At 28.3% G+C, this 25,795-nt stretch carries 29 protein-coding genes; 26 read left to right on the top strand and 3 right to left on the bottom strand.

The window, feature by feature from the left end; genetic code table 11:
- The first annotated feature begins 6 nt into the window (after positions 1 to 6).
- Both KQI86_RS04090 and KQI86_RS04085 read left to right on the top strand, forming a co-directional pair.
- The gene (locus tag KQI86_RS04090) at positions 7 to 1,155 is read left to right on the top strand and encodes a toxic anion resistance protein (RefSeq protein WP_216437871.1); all 1,149 of its coding nucleotides are present in this window, start codon (positions 7 to 9) and stop codon (positions 1,153 to 1,155) included.
- Between the two features lie 222 nt (positions 1,156 to 1,377).
- Positions 1,378 to 1,749, top strand: coding sequence for an inorganic diphosphatase (locus tag KQI86_RS04085; protein ID WP_246582642.1), 372 nt, complete (start codon positions 1,378 to 1,380; stop codon positions 1,747 to 1,749).
- Positions 1,750 to 2,045: 296 nt separating this feature from the next.
- Here KQI86_RS04085 and KQI86_RS04080 read toward each other — a convergent pair whose 3' ends face one another.
- Positions 2,046 to 2,345: a spore coat protein gene (locus tag KQI86_RS04080; RefSeq protein ID WP_246582641.1), complete on the bottom strand. Its 300-nt coding sequence runs from the start codon at positions 2,343 to 2,345 to the stop codon at positions 2,046 to 2,048.
- A gap of 19 nt (positions 2,346 to 2,364) precedes the next feature.
- Positions 2,365 to 2,568 (bottom strand): hypothetical protein, encoded by a 204-nt coding sequence (locus tag KQI86_RS04075; protein WP_216437870.1) that lies wholly within the window; start codon positions 2,566 to 2,568, stop codon positions 2,365 to 2,367.
- Positions 2,569 to 2,733: 165 nt separating this feature from the next.
- Here KQI86_RS04075 and KQI86_RS04070 point away from each other — a divergent pair, with 165 nt between their 5' ends.
- The gene (locus KQI86_RS04070) at positions 2,734 to 3,405 is read left to right on the top strand and encodes a manganese catalase family protein (RefSeq protein WP_216437869.1); all 672 of its coding nucleotides are present in this window, start codon (positions 2,734 to 2,736) and stop codon (positions 3,403 to 3,405) included.
- 348 nt (positions 3,406 to 3,753) lie between these two features.
- On the opposite strand, the gene KQI86_RS04065 is transcribed toward KQI86_RS04070, so the two are convergent.
- Positions 3,754 to 4,572, bottom strand: coding sequence for a DUF2935 domain-containing protein (locus tag KQI86_RS04065; protein ID WP_246582640.1), 819 nt, complete (start codon positions 4,570 to 4,572; stop codon positions 3,754 to 3,756).
- A 793-nt stretch (positions 4,573 to 5,365) separates the two neighbouring features.
- Here KQI86_RS04065 and KQI86_RS04060 point away from each other — a divergent pair.
- The 23 genes from KQI86_RS04060 (at position 5,366) to KQI86_RS03950 (ending at position 25,731) form a co-directional block, all read left to right on the top strand.
- A complete protein-coding gene (locus KQI86_RS04060; protein WP_216437868.1) occupies positions 5,366 to 5,650 on the top strand; it encodes a DUF1599 domain-containing protein in 285 nt (94 codons plus the stop codon).
- A 144-nt stretch (positions 5,651 to 5,794) separates the two neighbouring features.
- Positions 5,795 to 6,046, top strand: coding sequence for a hypothetical protein (locus KQI86_RS04055; protein WP_216437867.1), 252 nt, complete (start codon positions 5,795 to 5,797; stop codon positions 6,044 to 6,046).
- An 889-nt stretch (positions 6,047 to 6,935) separates the two neighbouring features.
- Positions 6,936 to 7,151 carry a hypothetical protein gene (locus KQI86_RS04050; protein ID WP_216437866.1) on the top strand — a complete coding sequence of 72 codons (216 nt, stop codon included), beginning with the start codon at positions 6,936 to 6,938 and terminating at the stop codon, positions 7,149 to 7,151.
- A 4-nt stretch (positions 7,152 to 7,155) separates the two neighbouring features.
- Positions 7,156 to 7,461 carry a spore coat protein gene (locus tag KQI86_RS04045; RefSeq protein WP_216437865.1) on the top strand — a complete coding sequence of 102 codons (306 nt, stop codon included), beginning with the start codon at positions 7,156 to 7,158 and terminating at the stop codon, positions 7,459 to 7,461.
- Between the two features lie 296 nt (positions 7,462 to 7,757).
- Positions 7,758 to 7,976, top strand: a complete 219-nt coding sequence (locus KQI86_RS04040) for a hypothetical protein (RefSeq protein ID WP_216437864.1) — start codon at positions 7,758 to 7,760, stop codon at positions 7,974 to 7,976.
- A gap of 271 nt (positions 7,977 to 8,247) precedes the next feature.
- Positions 8,248 to 8,583, top strand: coding sequence for a hypothetical protein (locus tag KQI86_RS04035; protein WP_216437863.1), 336 nt, complete (start codon positions 8,248 to 8,250; stop codon positions 8,581 to 8,583).
- Positions 8,584 to 8,835: 252 nt separating this feature from the next.
- Positions 8,836 to 9,420 (top strand): hypothetical protein, encoded by a 585-nt coding sequence (locus KQI86_RS04030; RefSeq protein ID WP_216437862.1) that lies wholly within the window; start codon positions 8,836 to 8,838, stop codon positions 9,418 to 9,420.
- 212 nt (positions 9,421 to 9,632) lie between these two features.
- Positions 9,633 to 10,037, top strand: coding sequence for a DUF6442 family protein (locus KQI86_RS04025; RefSeq protein ID WP_246582639.1), 405 nt, complete (start codon positions 9,633 to 9,635; stop codon positions 10,035 to 10,037).
- Entirely contained in the window at positions 10,034 to 10,249 is a 216-nt protein-coding gene (locus tag KQI86_RS04020) for a helix-turn-helix transcriptional regulator (protein WP_216437861.1), read from the top strand. Before KQI86_RS04025 ends, KQI86_RS04020 begins: the two co-directional genes overlap by 4 nt.
- Before the next feature lie 184 nt (positions 10,250 to 10,433).
- Positions 10,434 to 11,018 (top strand): ATP-dependent Clp protease proteolytic subunit, encoded by a 585-nt coding sequence (locus KQI86_RS04015; protein ID WP_216437860.1) that lies wholly within the window; start codon positions 10,434 to 10,436, stop codon positions 11,016 to 11,018.
- Between the two features lie 501 nt (positions 11,019 to 11,519).
- Positions 11,520 to 12,839, top strand: coding sequence for a hemolysin family protein (locus KQI86_RS04010; protein WP_216437859.1), 1,320 nt, complete (start codon positions 11,520 to 11,522; stop codon positions 12,837 to 12,839).
- A gap of 353 nt (positions 12,840 to 13,192) precedes the next feature.
- Complete coding sequence (locus tag KQI86_RS04005; RefSeq protein WP_216437858.1) at positions 13,193 to 13,588, top strand: hypothetical protein; 396 nt, start codon at positions 13,193 to 13,195, stop codon at positions 13,586 to 13,588.
- A 283-nt stretch (positions 13,589 to 13,871) separates the two neighbouring features.
- Positions 13,872 to 14,843, top strand: coding sequence for an ABC transporter ATP-binding protein (locus tag KQI86_RS04000; protein WP_216437857.1), 972 nt, complete (start codon positions 13,872 to 13,874; stop codon positions 14,841 to 14,843).
- Positions 14,827 to 15,639, top strand: coding sequence for an ABC transporter permease (locus KQI86_RS03995; protein ID WP_216437856.1), 813 nt, complete (start codon positions 14,827 to 14,829; stop codon positions 15,637 to 15,639). The genes KQI86_RS04000 and KQI86_RS03995 overlap by 17 nt, the downstream gene beginning before the upstream one ends.
- A gap of 331 nt (positions 15,640 to 15,970) precedes the next feature.
- The gene (locus KQI86_RS03990; RefSeq protein WP_216437855.1) at positions 15,971 to 16,111 is read left to right on the top strand and encodes a hypothetical protein; all 141 of its coding nucleotides are present in this window, start codon (positions 15,971 to 15,973) and stop codon (positions 16,109 to 16,111) included.
- Between the two features lie 530 nt (positions 16,112 to 16,641).
- Complete coding sequence (locus KQI86_RS03985) at positions 16,642 to 18,009, top strand: hypothetical protein (protein WP_216437854.1); 1,368 nt, start codon at positions 16,642 to 16,644, stop codon at positions 18,007 to 18,009.
- A gap of 2 nt (positions 18,010 to 18,011) precedes the next feature.
- A complete protein-coding gene (locus tag KQI86_RS03980; protein WP_216437853.1) occupies positions 18,012 to 19,046 on the top strand; it encodes a phage lytic cycle repressor MrpR family protein in 1,035 nt (344 codons plus the stop codon).
- Positions 19,047 to 19,106: 60 nt separating this feature from the next.
- Positions 19,107 to 19,487 carry a hypothetical protein gene (locus tag KQI86_RS03975; protein ID WP_216437852.1) on the top strand — a complete coding sequence of 127 codons (381 nt, stop codon included), beginning with the start codon at positions 19,107 to 19,109 and terminating at the stop codon, positions 19,485 to 19,487.
- A gap of 208 nt (positions 19,488 to 19,695) precedes the next feature.
- A complete protein-coding gene (locus tag KQI86_RS03970; protein ID WP_216437851.1) occupies positions 19,696 to 22,344 on the top strand; it encodes a hypothetical protein in 2,649 nt (882 codons plus the stop codon).
- Positions 22,337 to 23,209 (top strand): hypothetical protein, encoded by an 873-nt coding sequence (locus KQI86_RS03965; RefSeq protein ID WP_216437850.1) that lies wholly within the window; start codon positions 22,337 to 22,339, stop codon positions 23,207 to 23,209. The genes KQI86_RS03970 and KQI86_RS03965 overlap by 8 nt, the downstream gene beginning before the upstream one ends.
- A 220-nt stretch (positions 23,210 to 23,429) precedes the next feature.
- Positions 23,430 to 24,158: a hypothetical protein gene (locus tag KQI86_RS03960; RefSeq protein WP_216437849.1), complete on the top strand. Its 729-nt coding sequence runs from the start codon at positions 23,430 to 23,432 to the stop codon at positions 24,156 to 24,158.
- 58 nt (positions 24,159 to 24,216) lie between these two features.
- A complete protein-coding gene (locus KQI86_RS03955; RefSeq protein WP_216437848.1) occupies positions 24,217 to 24,987 on the top strand; it encodes a hypothetical protein in 771 nt (256 codons plus the stop codon).
- 189 nt (positions 24,988 to 25,176) lie between these two features.
- Positions 25,177 to 25,731, top strand: a complete 555-nt coding sequence (locus tag KQI86_RS03950; RefSeq protein WP_216437847.1) for a hypothetical protein — start codon at positions 25,177 to 25,179, stop codon at positions 25,729 to 25,731.
- The last annotated feature ends 64 nt before the right edge of the window (positions 25,732 to 25,795 follow it).

Raw genomic sequence — 25,795 nt, 5'->3', positions numbered from 1 at the left:
CAAAAAATGAATAATGAATTACCAACACTAACTTTTGATCCTTTTAGTGATGATGCATCAACTCAAGAAGTACTATGCGAAGACATACTAAATAAGGATGACATGCATAGTCAAAAGCCAGTATTTGATGAAAGTATCTTTTCACCTGAAGAGAAAAAGATGGTGGACGATTTTGTAAATCAGATTGATTTAAATAAATCGAATCAGATTCTCCAATATGGCGTAGGAGCTCAAAAGAAGATAGCAGACTTTTCTGAGACAGCCTTAAATAATGTTAAAACTAAAGATTTAGGTGAAATTGGTGATATGCTTTCTGGTGTTGTAACAGAACTGAAAAGCTTTGATGTAGATGAAGAAGAGAAAGGATTTTTAGGGTTCTTCAAAAAATCATCGAATAAACTTACGGCAATGAAAGCAAAATACGATAAAGCAGAAGTTAATATAAATAAAATTTGTGAGGCGTTGGAAAAAAATCAGATACAGTTGCTGAAAGATATAGCAATGCTTGATAGAATGTATGAACTTAATAAGACGTATTATAAAGAACTTTCTATGTATATTCTGGCAGGTAAAAAGAAACTGGCTAAGGTTCAGGCTGAAGAATTACCTACACTGATAAAGAAGTCTGCTGCCAGTGGTTTGCCGGAGGATGCCCAGGCAGTTAATGATTTGACTGCTATTTGCAACCGCTTTGAGAAAAAAGTTCATGATTTAGAATTAACTAGAATCATTTCGATCCAAATGGCACCACAGATTCGTTTGGTTCAAGGCAATGATACCATAATGGCTGAAAAAATTCAGTCCACCATTGTAAACACAATTCCACTATGGAAAAGTCAGATGGTTTTGGCCTTGGGAGTTGCCCATTCAGGTCAGGCTGCAAAAGCTCAAAGAGAAGTAACGGATATGACGAATAAGCTATTAAGGAAAAATGCTGAAACACTTAAAATGGCAACTATTGAAACAGCAAAGGAATCAGAACGAGGAATTGTGGACATTGAGACACTTCGTATTACCAATGAATCATTAATAAAGACCCTTGATGAAGTTATACGTATTCAAACAGAAGGTCATCAGAAGAGGAAGGAAGCAGAGATCCAGTTGAATAGAATTGAGGAAGAATTGAAAACTAAGCTTTTAGAAATGAGAGGTTAGGAAAGGTGTCAGGTACTATTCGAATAATGTCGGAAAAATCATAGGTTTAAAAATAGGAGAGATAGTCTTGAAAAAGACTGTATCTCTTTTTTAATTAACAATGAATTTTTAAATTCATTGTTAATTTCTTTGTTTTGCTGTTCAACTCACTTCACCGTGTATGTAGTATATCTGTATTATTGTTTTGATTAGGGGGACAGTAGAATTAAAATATACATTTTCATGAAATTTTGTGACTTGAGCACAGCGAAAGGAATGATAGTTATTATGAAAGAAGAATTAATTAAAGTTACTATTGATAGACCTATGGGCAGTGGTCACCCAGACTATCCAGATATGATATATCCTATAAATTATGGATATGTTAAAGGAATAATGGCACCTGATGGAGAAGAACAGGATGCATATGTGATAGGTGTAGATAAACCGGTTCATGAATATATTGGAAAGTTAATTGCAATTATACACAGAAATGATGATATCGAAGAAAAGTGGGTGGTTTGTGCAGAAAATGTGACTTTTAGTAAAGAAGAAATTGAAAAACTTACCTATTTTCAAGAACAGTATTATGACAGCTACATAGAAATGATCTAATAGATACTAAAGATATAAAACCTGCCATAGAATAGCAAGCTCGCTCACTTGTTCTCTCATAACAACCCCCGAGGGGTGTAAATAATATAGTTGCAAAATTAATGTATGGCAAAAGGCAATTTGCCGCCAATGCTGGATATTCTTTTTCTAATTAAATTTAAAGCCATGGGTTAATTTAATCAAAAAAGCCATAAGTTAGAATTACCTACTCATGGCCTTTTATTTTACTTTATAACAAAGGGAACTTTTAATATTTTTTAAAACATAATATTTAGTTTTTATTTAGTATGTTAAACTTATCTATTAATTTCATCAACTTTATTTAAATCATTTTTAAGCTGATCTTGTGGAGTAGCATAAGCAGGATACCATCCTTTACTTATTACCATATCTGATAATTTAAAATGATCATTAATACAAGAATTAAGCTGATTAGTTAACATTTGTCTAAGCTGATGATTAGTTGTTTCAGGTATAACTTTACTCAATAAAGATATATCTGTCTTTGAAGCTGCTAAAGCATCTAAAGCTATATCTTTATCATCCATAACATTCATATCTGTATTATTAGTATCTAGCATATCAAATAATCCCATATTATTACCTCCTATAATATTATAAATTTTGCTTTAAGAATCCTTGTAATTCTTGAATACTACTTTTTTTACTATTTAATGAGGTCTGTAAAAAATTTTTTAATTCCTCGTCATTTACCATATTTAAAGTTGCATTAGCCTTTTTTACACCAAGTACACTACTTGATAATAATTCATGAAGTTCTAATGTTTCATGAGGAGCTAGCTTTGTTTGGTTTTCCATAATTAATCACCTCCATGATAGTATTATTGCTAAAGGAAAATAATATATTCGTAAAAGACGAAATGAAAAAGCTTATATTTTATATTTTGCGTTAAGGAATAAAATTAAAGAGATATACTCAAAATAACCATAATTATTATTAAATTTTAGCAAGGAGAGTTGTGAATGTTTAAGCATGAAAAACAATTATTAAAAGAAGTAAGAGTTGAGAGACCTAATCCACAATACGCAGTATTAATGCAAGAACAATTAGGAGGAGGAAATGGGGAATTAAAAGCAGCTTTGCAATATTTATCTCAAAGTTTTAGAATAAAAGATCAGGCAATAAAAGATTTGTTTTTAGATATTGGAGCCGAAGAGCTTAGTCATATGGAGATGGTAGCTCAAACTATTAATTTATTAAATGGTCATGATGTAAATTATGAAACAGTAGGAACTGGAGAAATTGAAACCCATGTATTGTCAGGATTGGCACCGGTATTGATTAATTCTTCTGGAGCTCCATGGACAGCAGATTATGTAACTGTCACAGGAGACATAGTAGCAGATTTGCTTTCAAATATAGCTTCTGAACAAAGGGCTAAAGTTGTATATGAATATTTATATCGTCAAATAAATGATAAATATGTACGTGAGACAATTGACTTTTTATTAAATAGAGAAGAAGCTCATAATGCTTTATTTAGAGAAGCATTAAATAAAGTTAAAGATACCGCATCTAATAAAGATTTTGGAGTAACAGAAGATTCAAAGCTATATTTTGATTTATCAACACCGGGTAATTTCTTCGAAGCACCTAATCCAACAGAACCATCTTTTTCAAATCCAAGAAAATAATTAAAAAACTATGCTAATACACATTGAGAGTATTAGCATAGTTTTAAAATGTTATATTTCTTTAGAAGGTTAATAATTAAAGATTCCGCTGTATTAAGGTATACATATTGAATAATATTATTAAATAAAACAATAAAAGCTTAAGAGTAAAATTAATACTATAAAAACATAAGGAGTCTAGTTTTATAAAAATTAAGTATTTATAACCTTAGTTTGACTCAAATAAGTAAATATATCCGAGGTAAAATATGGGCTATAATTTAATCAAACTTGTATTTAAAAGCTTAGAAAATATAAATCAAGCGTAAACAGTATTTTAATCTACTATTTACGCTTGATTTTAAAATATTATTCTTTGATTCTTGATTTGGTTGGATCACAATCTGGACGCTTTACTTTAGAAGTTTGAGATAGCTTAGTTTGGTAATAGCACTCTTCTCTATACATATGATCAGGTACAAGAGGATCTAAAGTTCCTAGTACTTTCTTTTCTGATATGTTCAATTTTAAAATTTGTAAAAACTCTTTAAATGTATTCATTTCACAATCTGCAGATTCATTGAGCCTATCTAATGCAGGAAATTCACATAGTCCTGTTCTCATATATCCTTTAAATTCTATGGCTTTTAAGTATAGATTATCAAAAGTTTTAGAAAATTTATCGCTTAATTTAATTAAATCTTTTTCAGTCATATCCAGAGATGAAGAAATTGAACTAGCATGACCTGATCCATCAGGTAGCCATAAAAGGTGATAATGTATAGGATTAAATAAGGACTTTTCCTTATTCATAAGACAATTAAGTACATTTAAGTATTCATCAAGCTCATTAACCATATGATTAACAAAGGTTGGAGGTAAATTAAAACTAATTTTTCCACATATCTGTTGTGAAATTATATATAGTTTAAAATTCCTCATTTCTTCAGCCGCGTTATATGCCGCTTTAGTTAATTCCATTAAATCTTTAGGTGGTAAGTTTTTTCTAGATTTATCTAAAAGTTCGTCAAATAAACATTTAAAATAATTTGCTTTTTTTATTAAATTTGGTTCTGTAGAAGGGAGTGCATTAATTATAAAGCGTGCATGATCTCCTAAAATCTGTAGCCAAAAAGTATTTTCAAATGATAAGTCATCTTTTAATAAATCATCTTTATAAATATCCAAAATGGACCTCCTAAAATATATTTATCGCATAATTAAATTGTATGTTGTATTTTATAAAAATATCATATTATATTCATGATTGAATTTTAATTTTATAACAATTTTATTGGAGATATAATAAATATTTAGATATCAAAATAAAAAAAGATTATAAAGAATGGTTAGTATTGTAGATATTAAACATGCTAAGCTAAAGTTAAGATTTAGGTTGGGTTAATTCACTTTTTTTATATTATACGAGGACAATTAAAAAACATACCAATACTTTTAACTCATACTGGTATGTTTTTAAACCGGTTTGCTTTCAAAAGGCGAATTTGAAAATTGTTATAAATGTTGTAAATAAAGAAATAAAAGCTTGTGGAGGTACAGGATTTATAATTTATTAATTCTAGGAGTTTAAATATGTCATAAATAATTTAGGTATTTATGACTCTAGCTTAACTCAAATGAAGTAAATATATTCGAGGTAAAGTATGGATTATAATTTAAAAAGCATACCAATACTTTTTAAATTGTATTAGCATGCTTTCTTAAACTCCTTGTTTAAATAAGGAGGTGTACTTATAATAATATATTCACAATTAATATATATGTTACTAAAATGTGCAATGCATTATACTACTAGCTGCGCTGCCTAATAATAAAATACATTGCACTCCTAACTATAAAGCGTGAGATAATTAAAAATACTTGATAAAGAGCGCAATAAATAAAATTTAAAAATAAATATAAATTAATTAGGAATAATAAAAAGAGGATTATTACACACAAATGTTAAGGAGAGAAAGCTATGGATAAATCATCTAAACACATGGAGATATGTACAGAATTAAACGAATTATACAAAAGAAAAAATCATGATTATGGAGATAGTTTTGGCAAGGGATTTAAAGAATATGGAATGGTAATGCCTGTAATAAGACTGGAAGATAAATTGAGTAGACTTAAAACGTTAATCAAAGCAGAAAATAAAGTTGATGAGAGCATAGAAGATACATTAATGGATTTAGCCAATTATTCTATAATGACATTAATAGAATTGGAAGGCGAAAAAGGAGATAAAAGCAACGAGTGAAATAACAGCAATATAGTTACTACAGGGGTAGGGGTGGAGCTACTAGGCAGAAATAATCTTATATATTATAAAATTATTTAAATATAAAATAAAAAGAATAAAACCTCCATGGGGGAAATATATTGGTTATTGGAGGTGGGAAATGTGTATTTAGATAGGTTTATAGGTCAAACTATAGATGTAGCAGTAAAAACAAAAGATAAATGGACAAAATTATTTACAAGTTACTTTGATCCATATGATTATATAATTTGTGAACTAATAGCAGTAGATGAAATTGGAATTTGGGTTAAAGAATCAGCAGATATTGTTATTGTATGTGATAAGGCGGGAGATAGTATTCCTAAAGAAAAGGCCATAAAGGAGACAACTACTGTAGGTCTATTAATTAAATGACACGAAATAGAAACAATTAGAGTATATAAAGATTCTATGCTATTTGAAGGGAAGAAGCAATTTTGTACTCTAAACAATGATGAAAATATAGACGATTGTTATTAATTTAAAGAGCCTAAGTAAGGGCTCTTTCTTAATATATAAAAAGAGGTGGCTCATGACAAAGTCTAAATATGAAATTTATGTCAAAGATAAACTTGTACTAGTTGAATGGTGGACATTTTTTATCCGATGACTACCATCCGTAATACTCCCATCGCACTCTGTGAAAGCGATTCACATAAAATCAAAGATTTTAGTTCTCTGCTTTTCTACAAGTGGGAGATATTAGAACTCTTGAGCTTCAGCGACTTAGAGTTCTTATGCTGTGCATAACGGATGCTACGTCCCTGGATAAGTTCTTCTAAACTTCAATTGGAGTAAGTATTCCTTTTAAGTAAACTCCATTTGAAGCTAAGAATCACTTGATTTTGTCAGTCTATTAGTGATCATTTTGCACTTCTAACTATAAAGCGTGAGATAGTTAAGAATACTTAATAAAGAGCACAACAAATAAAATTTTAAAATAAATATAAATTAATTAGGAATAATAAAAAGAGAATTATTACACACAAATCTTAAGGAGAAAAAGCTATGGATAAAGCATCTAAATACATGGAGATATGTACAGAATTAAACGAATTATACAAAAGAAAAAATTATGATTATGGAGATAGTTTTGGTAAGGGATTAACTATGTCAACATGATAGTTGTTACAGAGGTAGAGGTGGAACTATCATGCAGAAATAATATTCATTTAACTGGATAAATTTCACATGATTATTAACTTGCCAAAAATCACATAATACAACCATATACATATAAATTATATTTAGTGGAGGTAAGAATATGAGAAAACTTTCAGAAGTAGAAATGTTATCTTTAGCATCACTATTGAAGATGGAACAAGATGGATTAATTGTACAAAAAGCAGTAAATGCACTAATAACAGATGAAAACTTGAAAAGACAAGGTGAATCTAGCGCACTAGCAGCAGAGGGTAGAATAAAAGGATTACAACAATTTATTAATGAAAATCAAATATCAGTTCCAGAGGAGGTATAATAGAATGGGAAATTTAATTGGAAATCTAATTAGAAATAACGTTGATATTAATGATGAGGTTATTTCTACAGATATGCTTGCTTCTGGAAAAGTTGCAGCTGATGCATATCTTAATGCTACATTAACAAGCAGTACTCCAGAATTGAGAGCTATATATTCTGCTAGCTTAAATCAAATAGTTGGAGGACATACCGCTCTTACAGAACTATCTGTAAATCGAGGTTGGGCTAAACCTTACAATTCACCTGCACAACAATTGACTGATACTTATAATGAATCAAAAACTGTAATTAATCTAACTGAAAAATAGTATAAAGTAAAATTTGTTATAAATATTTTAAAAGAGCCATGTTATGAGCTCTTTTTTTAATGCACAGAATACTTATCTGCAAGATATTGTGCATAATGTGAATGATAAATACTATATATAGTATTTATCAATAATTGTAATAATAAATGGAGCGAATGGTGAAGGATTACTTCTTAAAATAATGAAGGGACGCCAATAGAGGTATCAAAGTTTGTATATGATGTCCTACAAATGTATAGATGCATTAATGATTCATATGATGATTTAGATAAATAAGAGAGGGATTAGCTACTGAAATGGTAGAAGGAAAACGAAGTGGTTATCTTATAATTCATTATTTAAACATTAAGGGAATGCCCGATTATATGGTATTTACTGATAAGAAATATCACCAGAGACTAAAAACTTTTGCAATGAGTTTGAATGAAATAATAAACAAAGAAGAAAATATTGATGAGAAGTTGAAAAAAATGATAGACAAATATAAAAACACTGATGAAGTTATAAAACTCTAACAGATTAGTAAAAGCACTCTTAGCAGGGTGTTTTTTATTTTGCCAACAATGCTAATATCATAATCCTTACTTCCAAGTGCTTACAATAATCTATATACTTTGTTAATATATGGGTATATAACAAAACTATAATTAGAAGTTATTTATGAGGTGATTGTACATGTGTATAAATATAATAAGTGAACCAATATATGAATGCTATCAATTACTTATAGATTTTGCTTTTAAAAAAAGTAAAAGATTTCTTTTTCATATACCGGATGGTTTGAGAGTGGATAATAGTGTATTAAGTTTATTTAATGAAATGAAGAAGCACCTTATTGAAAGAATACCATCGAGCAGCTTTTCTCATACAGAGTATACAAGAGGAGAAGTATATGTTTTTCAATGCAATGATGAGACAAATTTGATAATAAGGAATAGGGTTACTGGTTTATTTGATTGGAGACTTCCTAAACTTCCGGAAGATTTAAGTTTTATAAATGAAAATGATGATGTATGGTTTGGAACTATATCTCATGAACATATGGTGTGGATTACTGAATGTAATGATACAGAAAAAGAGTATTTAGCAAGTATCATAGATATTGATTTTAAAATGCAATGAGAAAACAAAATAAATAAAATTATAAAAAGACAATTTAAAAAGCATACTAATACTTTTAATTTGTATTAGCATGCTTTCTCGAACTTACTGCTTATTTAAGGTGAATTTTAAGGTGTTTTATAGTAGTAATATATTCACAATTAATATATATGTTACTAAATAAGACAGTAAAAATTATAATTAACCGCTCCTTCCAAACCTTTACAAAATGACCTGTACATTGCTATAATTAACCAGGAAGGAGGGGTAACATTGAAGAAAAAATATTTAATTATACCTACAGCCATAGTATTAATGTTTAGTTTAATAGGTTGCGGAAATAAAGAAATAAAAGATAATGGCTCTAAGTCTGTGTCATCAAATGATAATGAAGTAATCACTGAAAAACAAAGTACAGATAAAAACACTGAAGAAGTAAGTGAAGAGCTTAAAAGTATATATTACGATGAAAAAAGAATAATTGATAATAGTGGAGGAGCTTATTATTCAGAATATGCGCTGAATGAACACAATGAAGATACTATTAGTGTAAAAATTGATGGATATTATGGAGCAATCAATTATTGGGTTTTAGATGCAAAATCAGCTGGAAAAATAACTTTAGATTATAATTTTGAATTTAGCAAAGAAGGAAAGTATAAACTACTTTTATGCACTCCTGATAAAAAGCTTGTAAAAATTTTTGAGCATACCTCAGGTGAGGATAGTATAGAGAATGAAATCACAATAGATATAGAAAAAGGTGTAACAAGAATAGTAGCTGTTGGAAATGATGCTACTGCAAAAGTAGATATATCAATTAAAAAACAAGGAGATATTGAGATAAGAAATAAATAATTATAATCAAAATTAAATGTTAATTATTGAAATATTTCTTAAGAGATATTGCTAAAAAATAATCCTGAATTTATTTCAGGGTTTATTTTATTAGGTATATAGCAGAAATTTAATTTATTGTACGAAATAGAGAGCTAAGCATATAGTGAAGTTGCTCCATTAAAAATGGCTATTTCACTACATACTTAGCTTTTTGATTTGTTGATATTAAGATGGAATGTTTTATAGGAATAATGACTATAATACTTGACATTGCAATAAGCATACTTTACAATAAAGACAACAAAGGAGTGATTATATTGAATCGAGATAAGTTATTGGAAAAAGCAAAAAAAGAAAATCTTTGGAAAGATGAAAGGGAGAGGTCACTTGACAGTGAAGCATCGAGGCTAGCAGGTGTCTGCAGTATGTTACTACTAATTGTACTTATTATATATAATTGGTGTACCGGAGAAGCAAAAGATTCGCTAATGGGAATTTTATTTGTATATATGGGAATTGATTATTTCTTCAAGACTAATAAAAAAGGAAAAATCTTTAGGATTGCTTCCATTTTCATGATCATTGCAGGATTAATTTATTTTGTAGACCCCTTAATTAGAGGAATTTTTTTATGAATGATGAGTTAGTATTAAAAAATAGACTGAAAGTGGCTCGAGCGGAAAAATCCATGAATCAGACTCAGTTGGCGGAACTCATTGGGGTATCCCGACAAACTATCAGCGCCATTGAAACTGGCCAGTTCAATCCTTCTGCAAAGCTTGCTTTAATTCTGTGTATTGCTTTGGATAAAAAATTTGAGGAGCTCTTTTATTTTGAAGAAGATTAGGTATAGAACTTAGCTGAAATCCACAATAATGTTAGATGAAGATAAATAATTAAGTTGGTATTTTTATTTGGCTATTAACAATTTTTGGTTTGTTGTGTTATAATTAGTTAAATTAAAAATAGTTGATAATAATTATATTGTTATCATTAGATTTAAATATATGAATTGATAGGAGGATGATATCATGAGCAATCAAGAGCAAAAGCAAGAGAAGGAAAATTCAAGTTTAGTGGTAGAAAAATTATTGAAATCTAGATCAATCATAATTTCTGGAGAGATCAATCAAGTTTTAGCAGAAAAAGTAACTACACAACTCTTAATTCTACAAGAAATGGGAGATGAACCAATAAAATTATTTATCAACAGCCAAGGTGGTCATGTGGAAGCTGGTGATACAATTCATGATATGATTAAGTTTATTAAACCACGTGTTATTGTAATTGGTACTGGTTGGGTTGCAAGTGCTGCTATTACAATTTATCTTGCAGCTGAAAAACAATATCGTTACTCTTTACCAAACACAAGATATATGATACATCAACCATTAGGTGGATTCAACGGTCAAGCTACAGATATTGGTATTGAAGCAAAAGAGATATTGAGAGTACGTAAGAGAATCAATAGCATAATCAGTGAAGCCACTGGCCAATCCTTAGAAAAAGTAGAAAAAGATACAGATAGAGACTATTGGTTAAGTGCTAATGAAGCAGTTGATTATGGAATAGTAAATCAAGTTATTTCAAAATATGATGAACTAACTAATCTATAATTTATTAAGATATTAATATATATAAGAAACATATAATAACAAGTATTAGAAGAGTACCCTATTAAGTAGATACAGTTAAAAAGATTGTCGTAAAATCTACTTAGTGGGGTGATTTTTATTTTACTACTCAATTTCTCGACACAATGTTAAGAAAGCTTCTAATATCTATTTCTTAGTAATAGTCATAATTATCTTCTTTAATTTATACTATTTTATTGTCTAATTTGATTAAGGGATATCTAATGCTCTTTTGATAGTTTTTTTCTTTAATAGTTACTTCTATAATACCTATAATATTAGGAATAATACCATCATTACTCCTAATATTATAGGTATTCTTACATTTGTGGTATTAGGCATAGTAGTTAAAAATATATATAAAACATATAGTAAAGATACTAAACGTTAATAATAATTAAAATGTTTGTAAAAGCATGAAAAACTGAAATAATTATGGTATTATTATAAGAATAAAATATTTTTATTTGGAGGTAAGTAATAATGGAAGTAGAACCCGACCCTGCGAATATAACTTCGCAACTAATATTAATAGCCATTTTAGTATTGATGAATGCATTTTTTGCTTCAGCAGAGATGGCAATAGTATCACTAAACAAAAACAAAGTAAAACTTCTTGCAGAAGAAGGGAATAAGAGAGCGAAATTATTAATAAAACTAATGGAGGAGCCAACTAAATTTTTATCTACTATACAAGTAGGAATAACATTTGCTGGATTCTTTTCTAGTGCTTCTGCAGCTACTGGAATATCATATGATTTGGCACAGTATCTAAATAAGTTTAATATTCCTTATAGTGGACAAATATCCTTAATTGTTGTAACTATTATATTATCATACATAACATTGGTTTTTGGAGAATTATTTCCTAAAAGAATAGCACTGCAGAAGTCAGAGGCTATTGCAATGTTTTCTGTGAGGCCTATAATGTATGTATCTAAAATAACTGTACCATTTGTAAAATTACTTTCAGCATCAACCAATGTTTTGGTTAGATTAGTTGGGCTTGATGGAGAAGGTTTAGATGAGAAGGTATCAAAGGAAGAAATAAAATCAATGGTAGAAGTTGGACAAGAACATGGTGTTATAAATGAAACTGAAAAAGAAATGATAAATAGTATATTTGAGTTCGATGATAAATTAGCTGATGAAGTAATGACACCAAGAACTGAAGTATACTTAATTAATATAAATACTCCTTTAGATGAATACTTAGATGAGTTAATAGAGGAAAGATACTCAAGAATTCCTGTATATGAGGGAGATAGCGATAATATTATAGGTATTCTCTATATGAAAGATTTCTTTATTGAAGCCAGAAAGCGTGGCTTTGAAAATGTAGATATCAGAAGTATATTACGTCCTGCATATTTTGTGCCAGAAACTAAAAATATTGATGAGTTATTTAAAGAACTTCAGGCTACAAAAAGACATATGGCGGTATTAATAGATGAATATGGTGGGTTCTCAGGAATAGTCTCTATAGAAGACCTTATAGAAGAAGTTATGGGTAACATAGAGGATGAATATGATGATGACGAGCCGGAAATAAAAAAAATTGATAGTAATACTTTTCTAGTTAATGGATTGCTTGCAATAGACGAACTAAATAATTATCTTCATATAAATTTATATTCTGAAGAACAAGACACTGTTAGTGGATTTTTAGTGAATTTATTAGGGAGAATACCTAATAGCGGAGACCAAGAAATTATAGAACATGACAATATTGTATTTAAGGTTGAAGAGGTAAAAGAAAAACGTATAAGTAAAGTAAAGATTTGTGTTCAAAGAGACGCATAGTCCTCTCTTTTAAAGTATGAAATATTTAAAAATACATTTATAAAGTATAAAAAATAAACCAAAACCGACAGATTTCAACACTCTGTCGGTTTTCCTATCTCCTCAATTTTATTATCATATTTTCCTCCCAAATTACTTCAAAACCGTAAATTAACGTACCTTACGTTAATGTGCCGATAAAACTTTGAAAACTTGCAATAAAGATAGAAAATACTTCACAATCAATACAGTTAAAGGAATTTAAGTTAGTATATGGTTGAATATGGAAATGACTAATGTTATAGTAACATTAATGCAAACGGACGTTCTTATAAAACTAAATAAAATTTGATCATTAAAAGGGAGGAATTTTTGTGAAGTATACAATACTTGGCTTTAAGCAAAGTGAGCTAGTAAGGTTTGGTCTAGACACTATAGATGCACTTATATTAAGGTATTTTGTTGACTTTAAAGATAGTGGACGTATGATAAGAAAAGAAATAGATAATGAAATTTACTATTGGGTGAAATATGAAGGAATAATAGAAAGTCTGCCTATATTGAATTTGAAGAAAGATAGCATATATAGAATACTTAAGAGAATGGCAAAAGCAGACATTCTTAGACATGAAACTATAAGGGAGAAGGGAATGTTTTCTTATTACGGTATTGGTTCTAAATTTATAAAGCTAATACCGGATTTTAAAACCAATCCTACGGTTTTAAAATCTGAGCCCTATGTAAATAAATCCATAACCCTACGGTTTTAAACCCTGAACAAAAGATTAATCTACTAAAAGACTCATCTACTAAAGATATTAATATATAGTCTTGTCGCTAGGTGTTTTAATTAAAAGACTAGTAGGAAAGGGCTTCAAATTTATAGATAATCCCCTTTTGAAAATGGAATAATATTAATAATACTACACATTATATAAATATATCTTATTTTTGAGCTAATTATTGGAAATTAAAAATGTGAAAAAAGAGTGCTTAAGTAGCTGACAACGAAACGAAGTACAAAAGCTAAGAAATTCAAAAGGGGAGAGTAAAATGTCTGATTATATTCTAAAAGTAGAGAATCTAAAAAAAGAATTCCAGCTCTCTAAAACACGTAAGATTGAAGCTGTAAAGGGAATAAGTTTTGAAGTAAAGCGAGGAGAAGTTTTTGGATTTCTCGGACCAAATGGAGCGGGCAAAAGTACAACTATCAGTATGATTACAACTCAGAAAGAAGCTACATCAGGAGAAATTTTTATTGACGGAGAATCCGTTGTGAGAAATCCAGCCTTGGCCCATAAAAAAATTGGAGTGGTAGCTCAACATAATAATTTGGACAGAGGGTTAACAGCGCGAGAAAATCTCATTTATCACGCTAAATACTTTGGTATGGACGATGCAGCTGCAAATGAAAGAGCGGATGAATATCTAGAAAAGTTTGGTTTAAAAGATCGTGAACATGATTATGTAAGAGGTTTTTCTGGTGGTATGGCTCAACGTTTAAAAATTGCCCGAGCAATTATGCACAACCCAGATATATTGTTTTTGGATGAACCAACTACCGGCCTAGACCCTAGTTATAGAGCTATTTTATGGGAACAAATGCTGGCTTTAAATAAAGCAGGTACTACCATATTTCTTACTACTCACTATATGGAGGAACCAGAGCAATTATGTGATAGAATTGCTATTGTTGACAAAGGGGAACTGAAAGCAATAGGTACTGCCGATGAACTAAAAGCTTTGATTCCTACAAGCAATATTGTTTCTATTAAGTTAGCTGATCTTAAACCAGATTTTGCTGAGCAAGCCAAGACTTTACCTGAGGTTGAAAATGCCATCATACAAAATGACGTATTACTTCTATATATGAAACATGAGCACCCTGATTTTAATCAAATTCTTGAATGGATAAAAACATTAAACACATCATTGCAAAATATTAGTTTGAGCACAAGTACACTTGATGATGTGTTCATTCATATAACTGGAAAGGAGATCATAAACAATGGCGAAGGAAAATAACAATGATACAAATGTATCATGGATAGCTTTTAAAACTATGGTAAAACGAGATCTAGTCATACAAATCCGTGATAAATGGGAATTTGTTTTTCGTGTGGCTATGTTACCTTTTATGCTGATATTATTGTATGGTTATATCTTGCCAAGAATAGGTCTTCTACCAGCAACCTTTCCAACTCAGATGTTTCCGGGCATGGTAGGGATGAGTATTCTTGTAACAGGGATACACGGAACTGCGGTTCCTCTAACAATGGACTTTAATATGTCCAGGGAAATAGAAGATCGCTTGATGGCTCCAGTTAATATACGAGTTGTTGCTCTAGCAAAAATGTTTGTTGGTATCATTGAATCTTGGATTGGTGGACTAATTGTATTGCCACTATCCTTAATATTTATGGGCAATTCATTGAACTTGACACTTAATCCTCAAAGCATCTTAAGTCTAATCCTTATATTGATACTTGCCGCTATTTCTTCTGCAACGCTAGGACTTCTAGTAGGAACTATTATTAAGCCAAGTCAAATTGCAGCTATGTTTCCTGGATTCTTAATGCCTTTGGTTTTCTTGGGTTCCATATTTTTTACATGGAATGCGCTAAGTGTGATACCTATTATTAAAATATTAGTTTTGGTGAATCCATTAGTTTATGTAAATGAGGCTCTAAGAGCTGTTATGGCACCACAAATTGAGCATATGCCTCTGTTTTATAGCATTTTAGGTATAATCTTAAGTATATTAATTATGGGGTATTTTGGAGGAAAACGATTCATGCGCATGGCTAAAGGAAGTCAATAAGAGCTATGTCAAAAAGATTTAGAGGAATTAAGATAATATATTATAGTTGGACAGCATAGGATTAAATATAGGTTATTTGAATACCGTATTATTCAAAATTGAATTTTGCGGTATTTTTTATGTAACAATTTAAGCAAACTTATCACACCTAATCCATATTATGTAGTAATCACTGCAAATTGAATCTTTAAGAATGCAATAAAACGATATTCAATTTCCTATGAAATTAATTAGGAAAAATTTATATATAAAGCTTCATCCATTTTTATATTAAAAAATCATAAGATATGAGATCTGGACGAAATGCTTTACTTAGAAAGGAGTGAGGAAAATGAATGAAGTAATAGCTATGGCAAGCTTAATAGGTGTAATAAGCGTAGGAACAATAATCATTGGTTTTAGATATATGAGGACCAAGTCAAAGGTTAAAGAGGAACGCTTGGAACTAGAGAGGAAAGATGTAGCACAATAAGTAGATAATTAATAAGCAAATATAAAAAGGAGCTCATTTATGAAGTGCACCCCAAATGTTAGACATCTATAATATTTGGAGGTGTACTTTTTTATGGCTAAATATTCTTTAGAAACTAAAATTAAGGTAGTAAGTGACGTATTGAAATGGGGGCAGTTTATAGAGTCTTAATAAAGTAAATATAAAAAAATAACTAAGTTTATAAATGGAATTCTGTAAAAAATTAATATTAATTTTATAATACTTAAAAGAATTGATGAACTTTTAAATGATTTTATCTGTGGACTTAGAAAATAATATAGGCTCAGAACATAGAGCAGGGGGAAGAAGATATTCTATATAATTAAACGAAAAAGTATAAAGTGAAAATTTAAAATTTTGTCGGAAGGTTTATTTCATTTAGAAAACAAATGCCTTGAAATTGCTTATTGTAATATATATAATAAAGTTGATATTAAAAATAAACTTAAGTAATTATATATTTTGAAATTAAAGTATTAAGTAAGCCAACAGGAAGGAAGATAATAAGTATGATAAAAGGTGAGCAAAGTAGGGGGCAACTAGAGAATTTACTGCTTAGTTTTTTTGAAGAAGTGACTTACAATAGTAATATATATAATAATATTAAAAATGAATTATTTGAAAATCATAATATAGCAAGAAGTAAAATTGATGGAATATTTACTCAAACAACACCAATTAACTCAATACTTGACGAAGAATTATATTTAATTAATAAACAAATTTATGAAAAATTAAATGATGAGAACAGAGAAATAAAAGAATTAAATCCAGAAAATTTCTTTTTACCTAAAGAAATATTTGAGTATAATACTTTTAAACATTCGAAACAAGCAAATATAAGTAATATAATTGAATTTAAAAATGTTATTCAAGTAAATCCTGAGCAATGGTATTGTGTAATGTCAGTTAAAGAGGTTGCTGATTTATTCAATAGAGGTGTAATTAGTTACGATCCTCAAACGCAACGACAATTGACTAAAAAAGTTACTCGAGGCAGAGTAACTAAGAAGCCAACGATTATTCCAGAAAAAATAAAAGCTATTGAAGCAGGAATTGAAGCAGGTGAACTGAATGATTATTCCATTACTGTAAATATACCTGTTACTGGTGAAGAACGATTTGAATATAGAAATAATAACATAAGGGTAGAGGTAAATGGAATATCATCAAAATGTAGTTGTATTGATGGATATCACCGTTTTCTTGCAAGCGCTAATTATGGAAATACACATCCAGAAAGCAATTTTAATGTTGTATTTAAAATATATCATGCCACCACATTTCAAGCAGCAAGATATGTAAGCTCAGTAGATCAGCAAACAAAAATTGATGATTTACATGTTCAAGTTATTAGCGATACTAACGCTTATATTACAATGATTAAAGACATTAATAATTATGGAAGTAAAGAAACCAATGGATTATACAATAAAATAGGAGAAGATCTATTTGATGTAAAAAACAATAATAAATATACCACTTATAAGATATTAGCAGATGCTATTGAACATAATTTTGGCAAAGATAATAAGTTGAGTTTATTAGAAAGAAAGAAAATACAAAAATTCATTATAGATGGATTTATTTACATAATAGGGACTTTTGAAAGTGATTTTAAAAATCCTAATACATCAAGAATACATTCCATAGTTACAGAGCCAAATACATTTGTGGGCTATATTTCTATGCTTTCAAAGCTGTATAAAGAAAAAGATTGGGAAGAAAAATTAACGGAAGTTTTAAACGAAATTGATTTTGATAAGGAAAAATTAAAAGATAAATGGCAAGAGATAGGATTATTTACTTCAAAGATAGGATCAACACATGTAAGAAAAATATCTCAATACTTTAAGCAATTTATAAAAGGAGAATAAATATGATTGCATATAATAAAACAGGTTTCGATGATGAAACAAGATTATTCAACAGAGATATTAAAGAGGCATATATGGAAGAATTGAACGAGGTTGAAAATACATTAAAAACCATACTAGGTACATTTAGATTAACTGCAATTGCTGAAAATGATTATAATAGAGATATATTTGAAATGAGTAAAATAGAATTTGAAGAAGTATTAAAAGTATTAAAATGTAAGTCCTTAAAGTCATTAATAACTAGATTTTCAATACTAGATAGCTATATAACATGGGCTTATGAAAATGGATATTGCAATGTACCAGTGACTTCATATTTTACACAAGACGATTTAGAGAAGTATGTATTCAAAGTAAATAATTTTATATCTTATGATGAGATAATTAATATATTTGTAAATAATGAAAGAACAAAGGCGCTAAATATTCAGGACGTTGCAGCTATGTTATGTCTATATGAAGGAATAAAAGGTACTCAAAATCAAGAATTAGTAAATTTAATGAAAAATGATATTGATTACAAGAATAAAACTGTAACAGTTAAAACAAAAGATGATGATGGAAATATAATTAATGAACGCATAGTGCATATAAAAGAAGTTACACTATATTATTTAAATCAAGCATTATTGGAAACAGATTATAAGAGAGTTAGAGTAAGAAATAACAAGGAATATGAGTTGTTATATCCATTACCTTACAACGGATATGTATTAAGACAGCCAGTGATAGGGGGAAAAAAACGCACTAAAGATGAATGCGAATCTATAAATTGGACTGCCATTAATTCAAGAATAAAAAGGTTAGCTATATCAGTTAAAATGCCATATTTAACTACTCAAAGCATATACCAAAGTGGAATGTTATATAAATTGCTAGAAATAGAAGAAGAACAAGGATATTTAAATAAAGAAGACTATATAAGAGTTGTTACAGAAGCTGGACAAAATGAGGAAACATATTTTACTTTAAAACAATTATATTTAACTAGATTTAATACTGAAAGTGTAGATGGCATTAGAGGAAGAGATTAGAGGAAAGTGGTTTAAAAACCACTTTTTTTAGTTAGTAATACAATAAATATAAAAAATATAATGAAACATAAATGGAGAATTATGTCGAATCAATACCTTCGTATAGTGTTGCATAAAACTAAAATTGGTAATATAATAATACTATCAGAACATACGTTCGAACATGTAATGATGGGAGAGGGTTTAATGGAACAATTACTAGATCATTTACAAAACTTAGAGGGTAAATGTGTTTGCATTGATATGGTAACGCCTATTTCAATGGCAATTAATATTGAAAAGTTTGTTTGTAACTCAATGGAAGATGTATTAATTCTTGAAGATGAATTTGATAGAGTAAATCCTGTGGTGATATATAATGATGAAATTAAAGAGATTGATATATCTATGGATATAGAATTAATAGGAAATGATTACATATTAAAAATCCATACAGCATAAAACACCAACCTGTACGAGATAAAATAAATTGTACAGGTTTTGCTCAAACTTAATTATATCAATATAAAAAATATGATTTATAGAATAGATAAGAGAGATATATGATAGTTAATTTAGAACAATATTTATAAAATAAATATAAAAAGTAAATAATAGAAATCATACTAAGGGATATCATTGACATATTCTGTGTAAGGGGGAAAGAATATTGATAGAAATGTATAGATTAAAAAAAATAAATATAAGTTACATAATAAAAAATAAATATAATATAAACATAGACAAAGAGGGTGAGAAGGATTTCTTAATACAGCAACAAGGTAATGCTTTGTTTAGACAAATAGAATTACTAAGAGGTTATAAAACCACGAATATAGATGAATTAATATTTGTTGAATCTAAAAATAAAAGTAAAAATGAGCAATTAATACATATTTTAAAGAATGGTTTTTATTGCAACAGTATTAAATTCTTAAGAATAGGAAAATCAGCTTCTCAAGCTAAAAATGGTATTACAGTTTTTATAAGCGAAGATTATTTTAAAAGTATTACAGAGAGAAGTCAATTAGGAATAACGCCTAAATCATGTGTAATAAGTAAATATGAAGCTTATCGAAATCTTATACTTAGCGCTTGTAAAATAGTTGATTCACCATTACCTTATATAATTATTGTTGATGATTATGAAAAAGTATTGCCCAATCAATATGTTAGATATGTTTCTACTGAACCTGATGAATTTGAGGATGAAGATGGCAAGAAAATAAAATATGATAAGAAGTTAGTAAAGGAAGGACTTCATGATGTAAAAATATCTCCATTTGATGGCATGGGATGCCATACAGAAAAAATCAGCAAGTTATGGAAAGAAGCTATAGGTTTAAAACATGATGCTATTTCGTTTCAAATAAGGCTTCCTTTTATGAAAGGTATGAGTACACAAGCCCCAATACAAGAATATTATAAAGATATGAAAGTAACTAAAATTAAGGATATATTTGGGACATACCATGATGTTGAAAAGATCGATTGCATTTGGACAAAATCAATGTGGAAGGGATATAGTATATTCAAAGATAGATTCGGAAAAAAAGGATGGAATGAATATTTAAATAGAGTAAATGAATATAAATTTCAGCTTGGAATTAGTAAATATAATCATAACATAAAAGATATAGATTTATATTCAAGACAAAATTTTCAATATTTACAGTGTCATGATTTTTTAAATAATAAGTATGTTCAATGGTTTAACTCAAAAGATAAAAATAAAGGTAAGTTTGATTTTTCAAAAGAGGATAATAAAAGTAAATTAATAAAATTAGCGGAGTATTCTACAGACTTATTTGAAAAAATTATAAAAGGAGATAAATTATACACATTAAAATATTTAGGAATAACTGAAACTAATTCATTAAAAGATATAAACAGTAATTATATAAAAGCTATAATGATAAATGATAATATGTTGCAAGATATTTGTATAAAGAAAACGCTGATTAGAATGTTAAGGAAATCAATAAATCAATTGAAATTTGGAAAAATATATTCAAATGGATTTTACCACATAGCAGTTGGGGATATTATAGGATTTCTTCAATATTGCGGTGGATTAGATGTGAGGGGGTGCATAGGAGCCAATGAAATATATTGTAAAACTCTGCCTAAAGGGGAGTGCGTATCCCTTCGCTCGCCATTAATAGACCCTTCAGAAGTAAACAAGGTCAAAATAAGCTCTAATGAGTTAACTGATAAATATTTAGATTATTTTAAAGAAAATAATATTGTAATGTTTTCTATGTATGATATTTCACTACCGCAACAAGGTGGAATGGATGTTGATGGAGATTTGGTGAACTTGTGTAAGGAAAAGCTATTAATTGATTCAGTAATAGAATACCCAATAATAGTTGATATGACAGATAAAGCTACAGATGTAGCTAAAGACTATACTTTAGAAAATATAGTGGAATATGAATGTAATACAAGAGATAATCGCATAGGTGAAATTACTAACGTAGCTACCAGCATATTAAATGTAGTTACTGATAATGAAAAATATAAACAAAAAAACAAAGATGATATTGCTATACTGAGGATTACTCAAGGTAAAGAAATCGATTTTATAAAGACTTCTACTAGGTGGCATATAAGTCAATCATTAAGAAAAAGAAATAAGAAAATACCGTATTTTTTACTGTATAGCTATCCTAAAAAACTAAAGGCTTATAATAATATAAAAAATATTAATAAAGATATTGAAAGTGAAGAAGACAAGCTTCCCTATAATGCTTACAGATCATCCTCTCCAATGAATGAATTATGTGATTATATTTTACAATGGGAAAGGGATCTAATATGGAATTATGAAGTGATTGATACATCTTCATTCCTTATTAATAAAGACATTCCAACAGATAACTTACATATAGAAAAAATGTTAACTAAAATATATAAAAATTTTATATATGAATTTTATTCAATAATTGATAACGAAGATAAAAACAATAAGGATGAACAAGACTTGGCCAATTCAGATGGTGAAATAGACAAAGATGACACAGATAGTCAATTAGATATATTATTTGAAAAATACAGAAGTATAATTAATGAAGTACCTTTGGACAAAAAAGTTATTACTAATTATTTAGTTAAAATATGTTATAAGTTTAAAAATAGAGATAAGGTTTTTTGTTGGTCGATGTGTGGGGATACAATGCTAGAAAATTTAAAGAATAACAGTAAAAATAATCCACAAAAAATCGTTGAAACCAGTAAAGAGGATAGGAATTCAAAAGAATATTTAGGAAGATGGTATAAGCTAGTTGATGTAAATGAGGAGGACACGGATGAATAGAATTGATTTAAGTGAAATGCTTTATTACTATGAATTAGGTGATGAAAATGAAAAAGAAACTATATTAAAAGAATTTAAAAAAATGCTATGGGGGAGTAAGTGCAAATTTAAAAAATATAAGAGAAAGTATAATTATACCGTTGATAAAGATTTGATAAAAGATCGGAAACTTATTGATATATTTACACCCCATGAAAGTATAGAATACATGGTTGCTAAGGGGAAATATAAAAGCAAATTAAATTCTATTGATTACATAAGGGTTAAAGTTAATAACTTATACGGCTATTATTGTGACAGAGATACATATTATAAAAGTGAATACTATAAATGTATAACAGTTCCTAAAAATGAATACATAAAATTAGTAAGAAAGATAATAGCAGAAGAAAGCATAAATATTGTAGATATTAAAGATAAAATAGAAAGATCTCTTGATGAGGCTGAAATGTATAGAAAACAGTCCACGTCGAATAAATTAAATATAACATGGAATGATCATAAAAATATTATAAATGATTTTATAGAGAAAATATTTGAAAATTATAAGCCACTAGAGGAAGTAGAAGATGATAGCTGGGAAATAGATAGTGTAATTATTGATGGATGGAATGAAGATAATTATATCATTTCTTATTTCTCCAAGAGTTTAAGTGGTTACTATAAAAATTATGTAAGAAAGGCTGCAGGAATTAGTAAATACAAAGAATATATATATTGTGAAGCTTGTGGTAAGCTCACTGAAAAGACTAGCAATCGTACTAAATACTGTCACATTTGTGCTAAGGAAAAAAAATTAGAAAAATATATACGATATAATAAAAAAAGAGAAATAACCACCAATAGAAAAACGCATATAAGATAGTAATATAAAGAATTTGAATACATTTTTAATAGCTTATTTATCAGTATGGAAAGAGATGAATATATCTTTCTAAGGGCTACCCCAAATTCATGATTGTATCAATCCGATAGATAGAATAAAAGTTGGAAGAGTAGTCCTTTATAAAATAAATATTAATAAAATATTTAAGAAAGAGTGAATTGTTTTATAGTATTACAAATCTTAATTAGAGGGAATGAATATGGATTATAAATTAAATTTAGTAGTAGGCGAGCCCATTGATTTTTATGGAATTTGTACTATATACCAACCTACTTTAAAAGATATCATGAAGTTTGGTATAGATAAGTATGAAAAATTATTAATTCCTTATAAAATTACTAAAGAAATATTTACAATTAATAATAATATTAGTGATTTTGATTTATTAAGGACAAAAATTAAAAATGGAGATAGTGAGGAGTATATAGATGTACTCAGTCTTTTCATACAATCTTTAAAGTTTTTTTGTAAAATTGAAGAAAAAGAAATAAGCATAAATGCTTATGACAATAGTTTTGTTTTTAATAATGATTTAAATAAATCTATTAATAGAGAAAATTTTGAGGAGTTTTGCAAAATTATATTAGAAGTGAATGGTACAGAAAAAATTAAAATAGAAAAGTCCCCTATGTTTAGTAGTGAAAGACAAAAACAAATATGGGAACTTTCACAAAAAGGAAGAGCTAAAAGCTCAAAGAAAGATAGTATAAATTTTGCTACAATCGTCAATATAGTTAAGTTTGGAATGGATAGTTTAATAAGTAAAGACATTATAAAGAATATGACTATATGGGAGATAAATAACGCTTACGAAAATATTATGAAAAAAGAAAGATATAGAGAAAATCTCGATATATGTTTAGTAGCAGGAAACGAAAATAATGAATTAGACCTAATACATTGGTCAATAAAAATGAAATTAGACTAAGAATTTAAATAAAATTCTTAGTTTTATTTATAAAAAAATATAAGGGAGGAATTTAATAATGGATATTAAAGGTATTAAGGACAGTGCTAATGTAACACTAAAAAGAAAAGGAAAAGATGGTGTATCAAAGACAGTTTTATATGCTGACTATTGCAATGAAACTTCATTTGATATAAAGTCTAATGCGGTATATGCAACAAAAAAAGGAGTTAAGAAAATAAGTTGGATTACATCAACTGATGGAATTTTAAAATTAAGTGCAGAAGTGTTTGATTTAAAATGGATACCTATTTTATTAGGTTCTGATTTTAAAGAAGGAATCCAAAACGTTCTTACTAGAGAAGTTCTTACAATCGAGAATGGAAAGGTTGAATTAAAGGATACACCTAAAGATGGAACTTTAGAATTATTTGTACTAGGTAGAGATTTAATAAGCCATGAAAAAGAATTAGTAGAAGGACAAATTACTAATCCTGATACATATGGAATAACATTAAAAACAATTGATTTTAATAGTGGATCTCAACCGGATGGAACAAAAGTTGTTGCTTTTTACCTACCAACCACTATGCCAAATGGTAAAAGCTTCAAAGTAAAAGCAAGTTGTGAACCTTCTAGCTACGAAATTTATGGAGATACTCATGTTAGAGATGAAGATGGAATAGATAAGTTCTTCCATTTCTATGTACCTAATGCTAAGCCAAAATCAGAACTACAATTAACAATGAGTGCTGCAAATGTTACTAAGTTAGACATGCAATTCGATTTACTTGAAGGAGTATTTAGTTCAGGAGAAAAAGGAATACTTGATATTTCAGTTGTAGAGTAATAAAGAAATTATAAAGTAAATATTAATGATAGGTAGTTTAAATGTTATGACTGCCTATTATTTTCTTTTACAATGATATAATTAGCTATATCATTGTAAAAGAAAATAATATATTATAAAAAATTAAAATAATAAAAGGATATGTTTAACACATGTCCTTTATTTTTATAAAATAAGGAGGAATTATTCATGTCCATAAATTTAAGTGAATTAAAAAGAGAAAATATGAGATGTTTAATTTATGAGGAGAATGGAAGTATAAAGACCGTCTATGAAAATTTTGAAAAAGTAAAGCAAATGGTTGAAAATCCGATAGAGATCTATAACCCAAATATGAAACAAAAGGAATTAATATTAAATTTGCTGACTAATAATTTAAATGTTAAAGATACTTCTATCGATGCATCTATATCAGACGAGGATGTTTTGTTAACACTATTTTCTGAAATTACAAATATATATTTAGATTTAAATAAAGAAAGAGATAAAGAATTAATAAGTGAAATTTTAAAAGATCCTTCACCTGTATTAATGAAAATCAAATTAGAAATTGAAAAAATAATATATCAAGAGTTTTTAAATTGGTATGAAAATGTAAAAATGCTTAGCAATTCACCTGTAGAAATACAAGAAATTATTGTAAATGGCGATGAAAGAGAAAAAGAGGCAGAATTAGAAGAAGAAAATACTATCGAAGAATTAGAAAGAAAATTAGAGGAATTGAAATTAAACCGCAATAGATAAGAGGAATTATAAAATGAATTTTAAAGAAATATTAAAGAATAAAGCTTACAAAGTGGACTAGCAA

The organism is Clostridium mobile, assembly GCF_018918285.1.
Taxonomy (GTDB): domain Bacteria; phylum Bacillota; class Clostridia; order Clostridiales; family Clostridiaceae; genus Clostridium_AW; species Clostridium_AW mobile.
This window is presented reverse-complemented; position numbering and strand designations above follow the sequence as displayed.

Coding starts and splice junctions, on each gene's coding strand:
- KQI86_RS03980 (WP_216437853.1), top strand. CDS start 18,012: ATGATTGCATATAATAAAACAGGTTTCGATGATGAAACAAGATTATTC.
- KQI86_RS03955 (WP_216437848.1), top strand. CDS start 24,217: ATGGATATTAAAGGTATTAAGGACAGTGCTAATGTAACACTAAAAAGA.
- KQI86_RS04060 (WP_216437868.1), top strand. CDS start 5,366: ATGGATAAATCATCTAAACACATGGAGATATGTACAGAATTAAACGAA.
- KQI86_RS04025 (WP_246582639.1), top strand. CDS start 9,633: ATGGAATGTTTTATAGGAATAATGACTATAATACTTGACATTGCAATA.
- KQI86_RS04080 (WP_246582641.1), bottom strand. CDS start 2,345: ATGGGATTATTTGATATGCTAGATACTAATAATACAGATATGAATGTT.
- KQI86_RS04045 (WP_216437865.1), top strand. CDS start 7,156: ATGGGAAATTTAATTGGAAATCTAATTAGAAATAACGTTGATATTAAT.
- KQI86_RS03975 (WP_216437852.1), top strand. CDS start 19,107: ATGAAACATAAATGGAGAATTATGTCGAATCAATACCTTCGTATAGTG.
- KQI86_RS03965 (WP_216437850.1), top strand. CDS start 22,337: ATGAATAGAATTGATTTAAGTGAAATGCTTTATTACTATGAATTAGGT.
- KQI86_RS04085 (WP_246582642.1), top strand. CDS start 1,378: ATGAAATTTTGTGACTTGAGCACAGCGAAAGGAATGATAGTTATTATG.
- KQI86_RS04090 (WP_216437871.1), top strand. CDS start 7: ATGAATAATGAATTACCAACACTAACTTTTGATCCTTTTAGTGATGAT.
- KQI86_RS03990 (WP_216437855.1), top strand. CDS start 15,971: ATGAATGAAGTAATAGCTATGGCAAGCTTAATAGGTGTAATAAGCGTA.
- KQI86_RS03950 (WP_216437847.1), top strand. CDS start 25,177: ATGTCCATAAATTTAAGTGAATTAAAAAGAGAAAATATGAGATGTTTA.
- KQI86_RS03985 (WP_216437854.1), top strand. CDS start 16,642: ATGATAAAAGGTGAGCAAAGTAGGGGGCAACTAGAGAATTTACTGCTT.
- KQI86_RS04050 (WP_216437866.1), top strand. CDS start 6,936: ATGAGAAAACTTTCAGAAGTAGAAATGTTATCTTTAGCATCACTATTG.
- KQI86_RS03995 (WP_216437856.1), top strand. CDS start 14,827: ATGGCGAAGGAAAATAACAATGATACAAATGTATCATGGATAGCTTTT.
- KQI86_RS04075 (WP_216437870.1), bottom strand. CDS start 2,568: ATGGAAAACCAAACAAAGCTAGCTCCTCATGAAACATTAGAACTTCAT.
- KQI86_RS03960 (WP_216437849.1), top strand. CDS start 23,430: ATGGATTATAAATTAAATTTAGTAGTAGGCGAGCCCATTGATTTTTAT.
- KQI86_RS04020 (WP_216437861.1), top strand. CDS start 10,034: ATGAATGATGAGTTAGTATTAAAAAATAGACTGAAAGTGGCTCGAGCG.
- KQI86_RS04010 (WP_216437859.1), top strand. CDS start 11,520: ATGGAAGTAGAACCCGACCCTGCGAATATAACTTCGCAACTAATATTA.
- KQI86_RS04015 (WP_216437860.1), top strand. CDS start 10,434: ATGAGCAATCAAGAGCAAAAGCAAGAGAAGGAAAATTCAAGTTTAGTG.
- KQI86_RS04000 (WP_216437857.1), top strand. CDS start 13,872: ATGTCTGATTATATTCTAAAAGTAGAGAATCTAAAAAAAGAATTCCAG.
- KQI86_RS04040 (WP_216437864.1), top strand. CDS start 7,758: ATGGTAGAAGGAAAACGAAGTGGTTATCTTATAATTCATTATTTAAAC.
- KQI86_RS04070 (WP_216437869.1), top strand. CDS start 2,734: ATGTTTAAGCATGAAAAACAATTATTAAAAGAAGTAAGAGTTGAGAGA.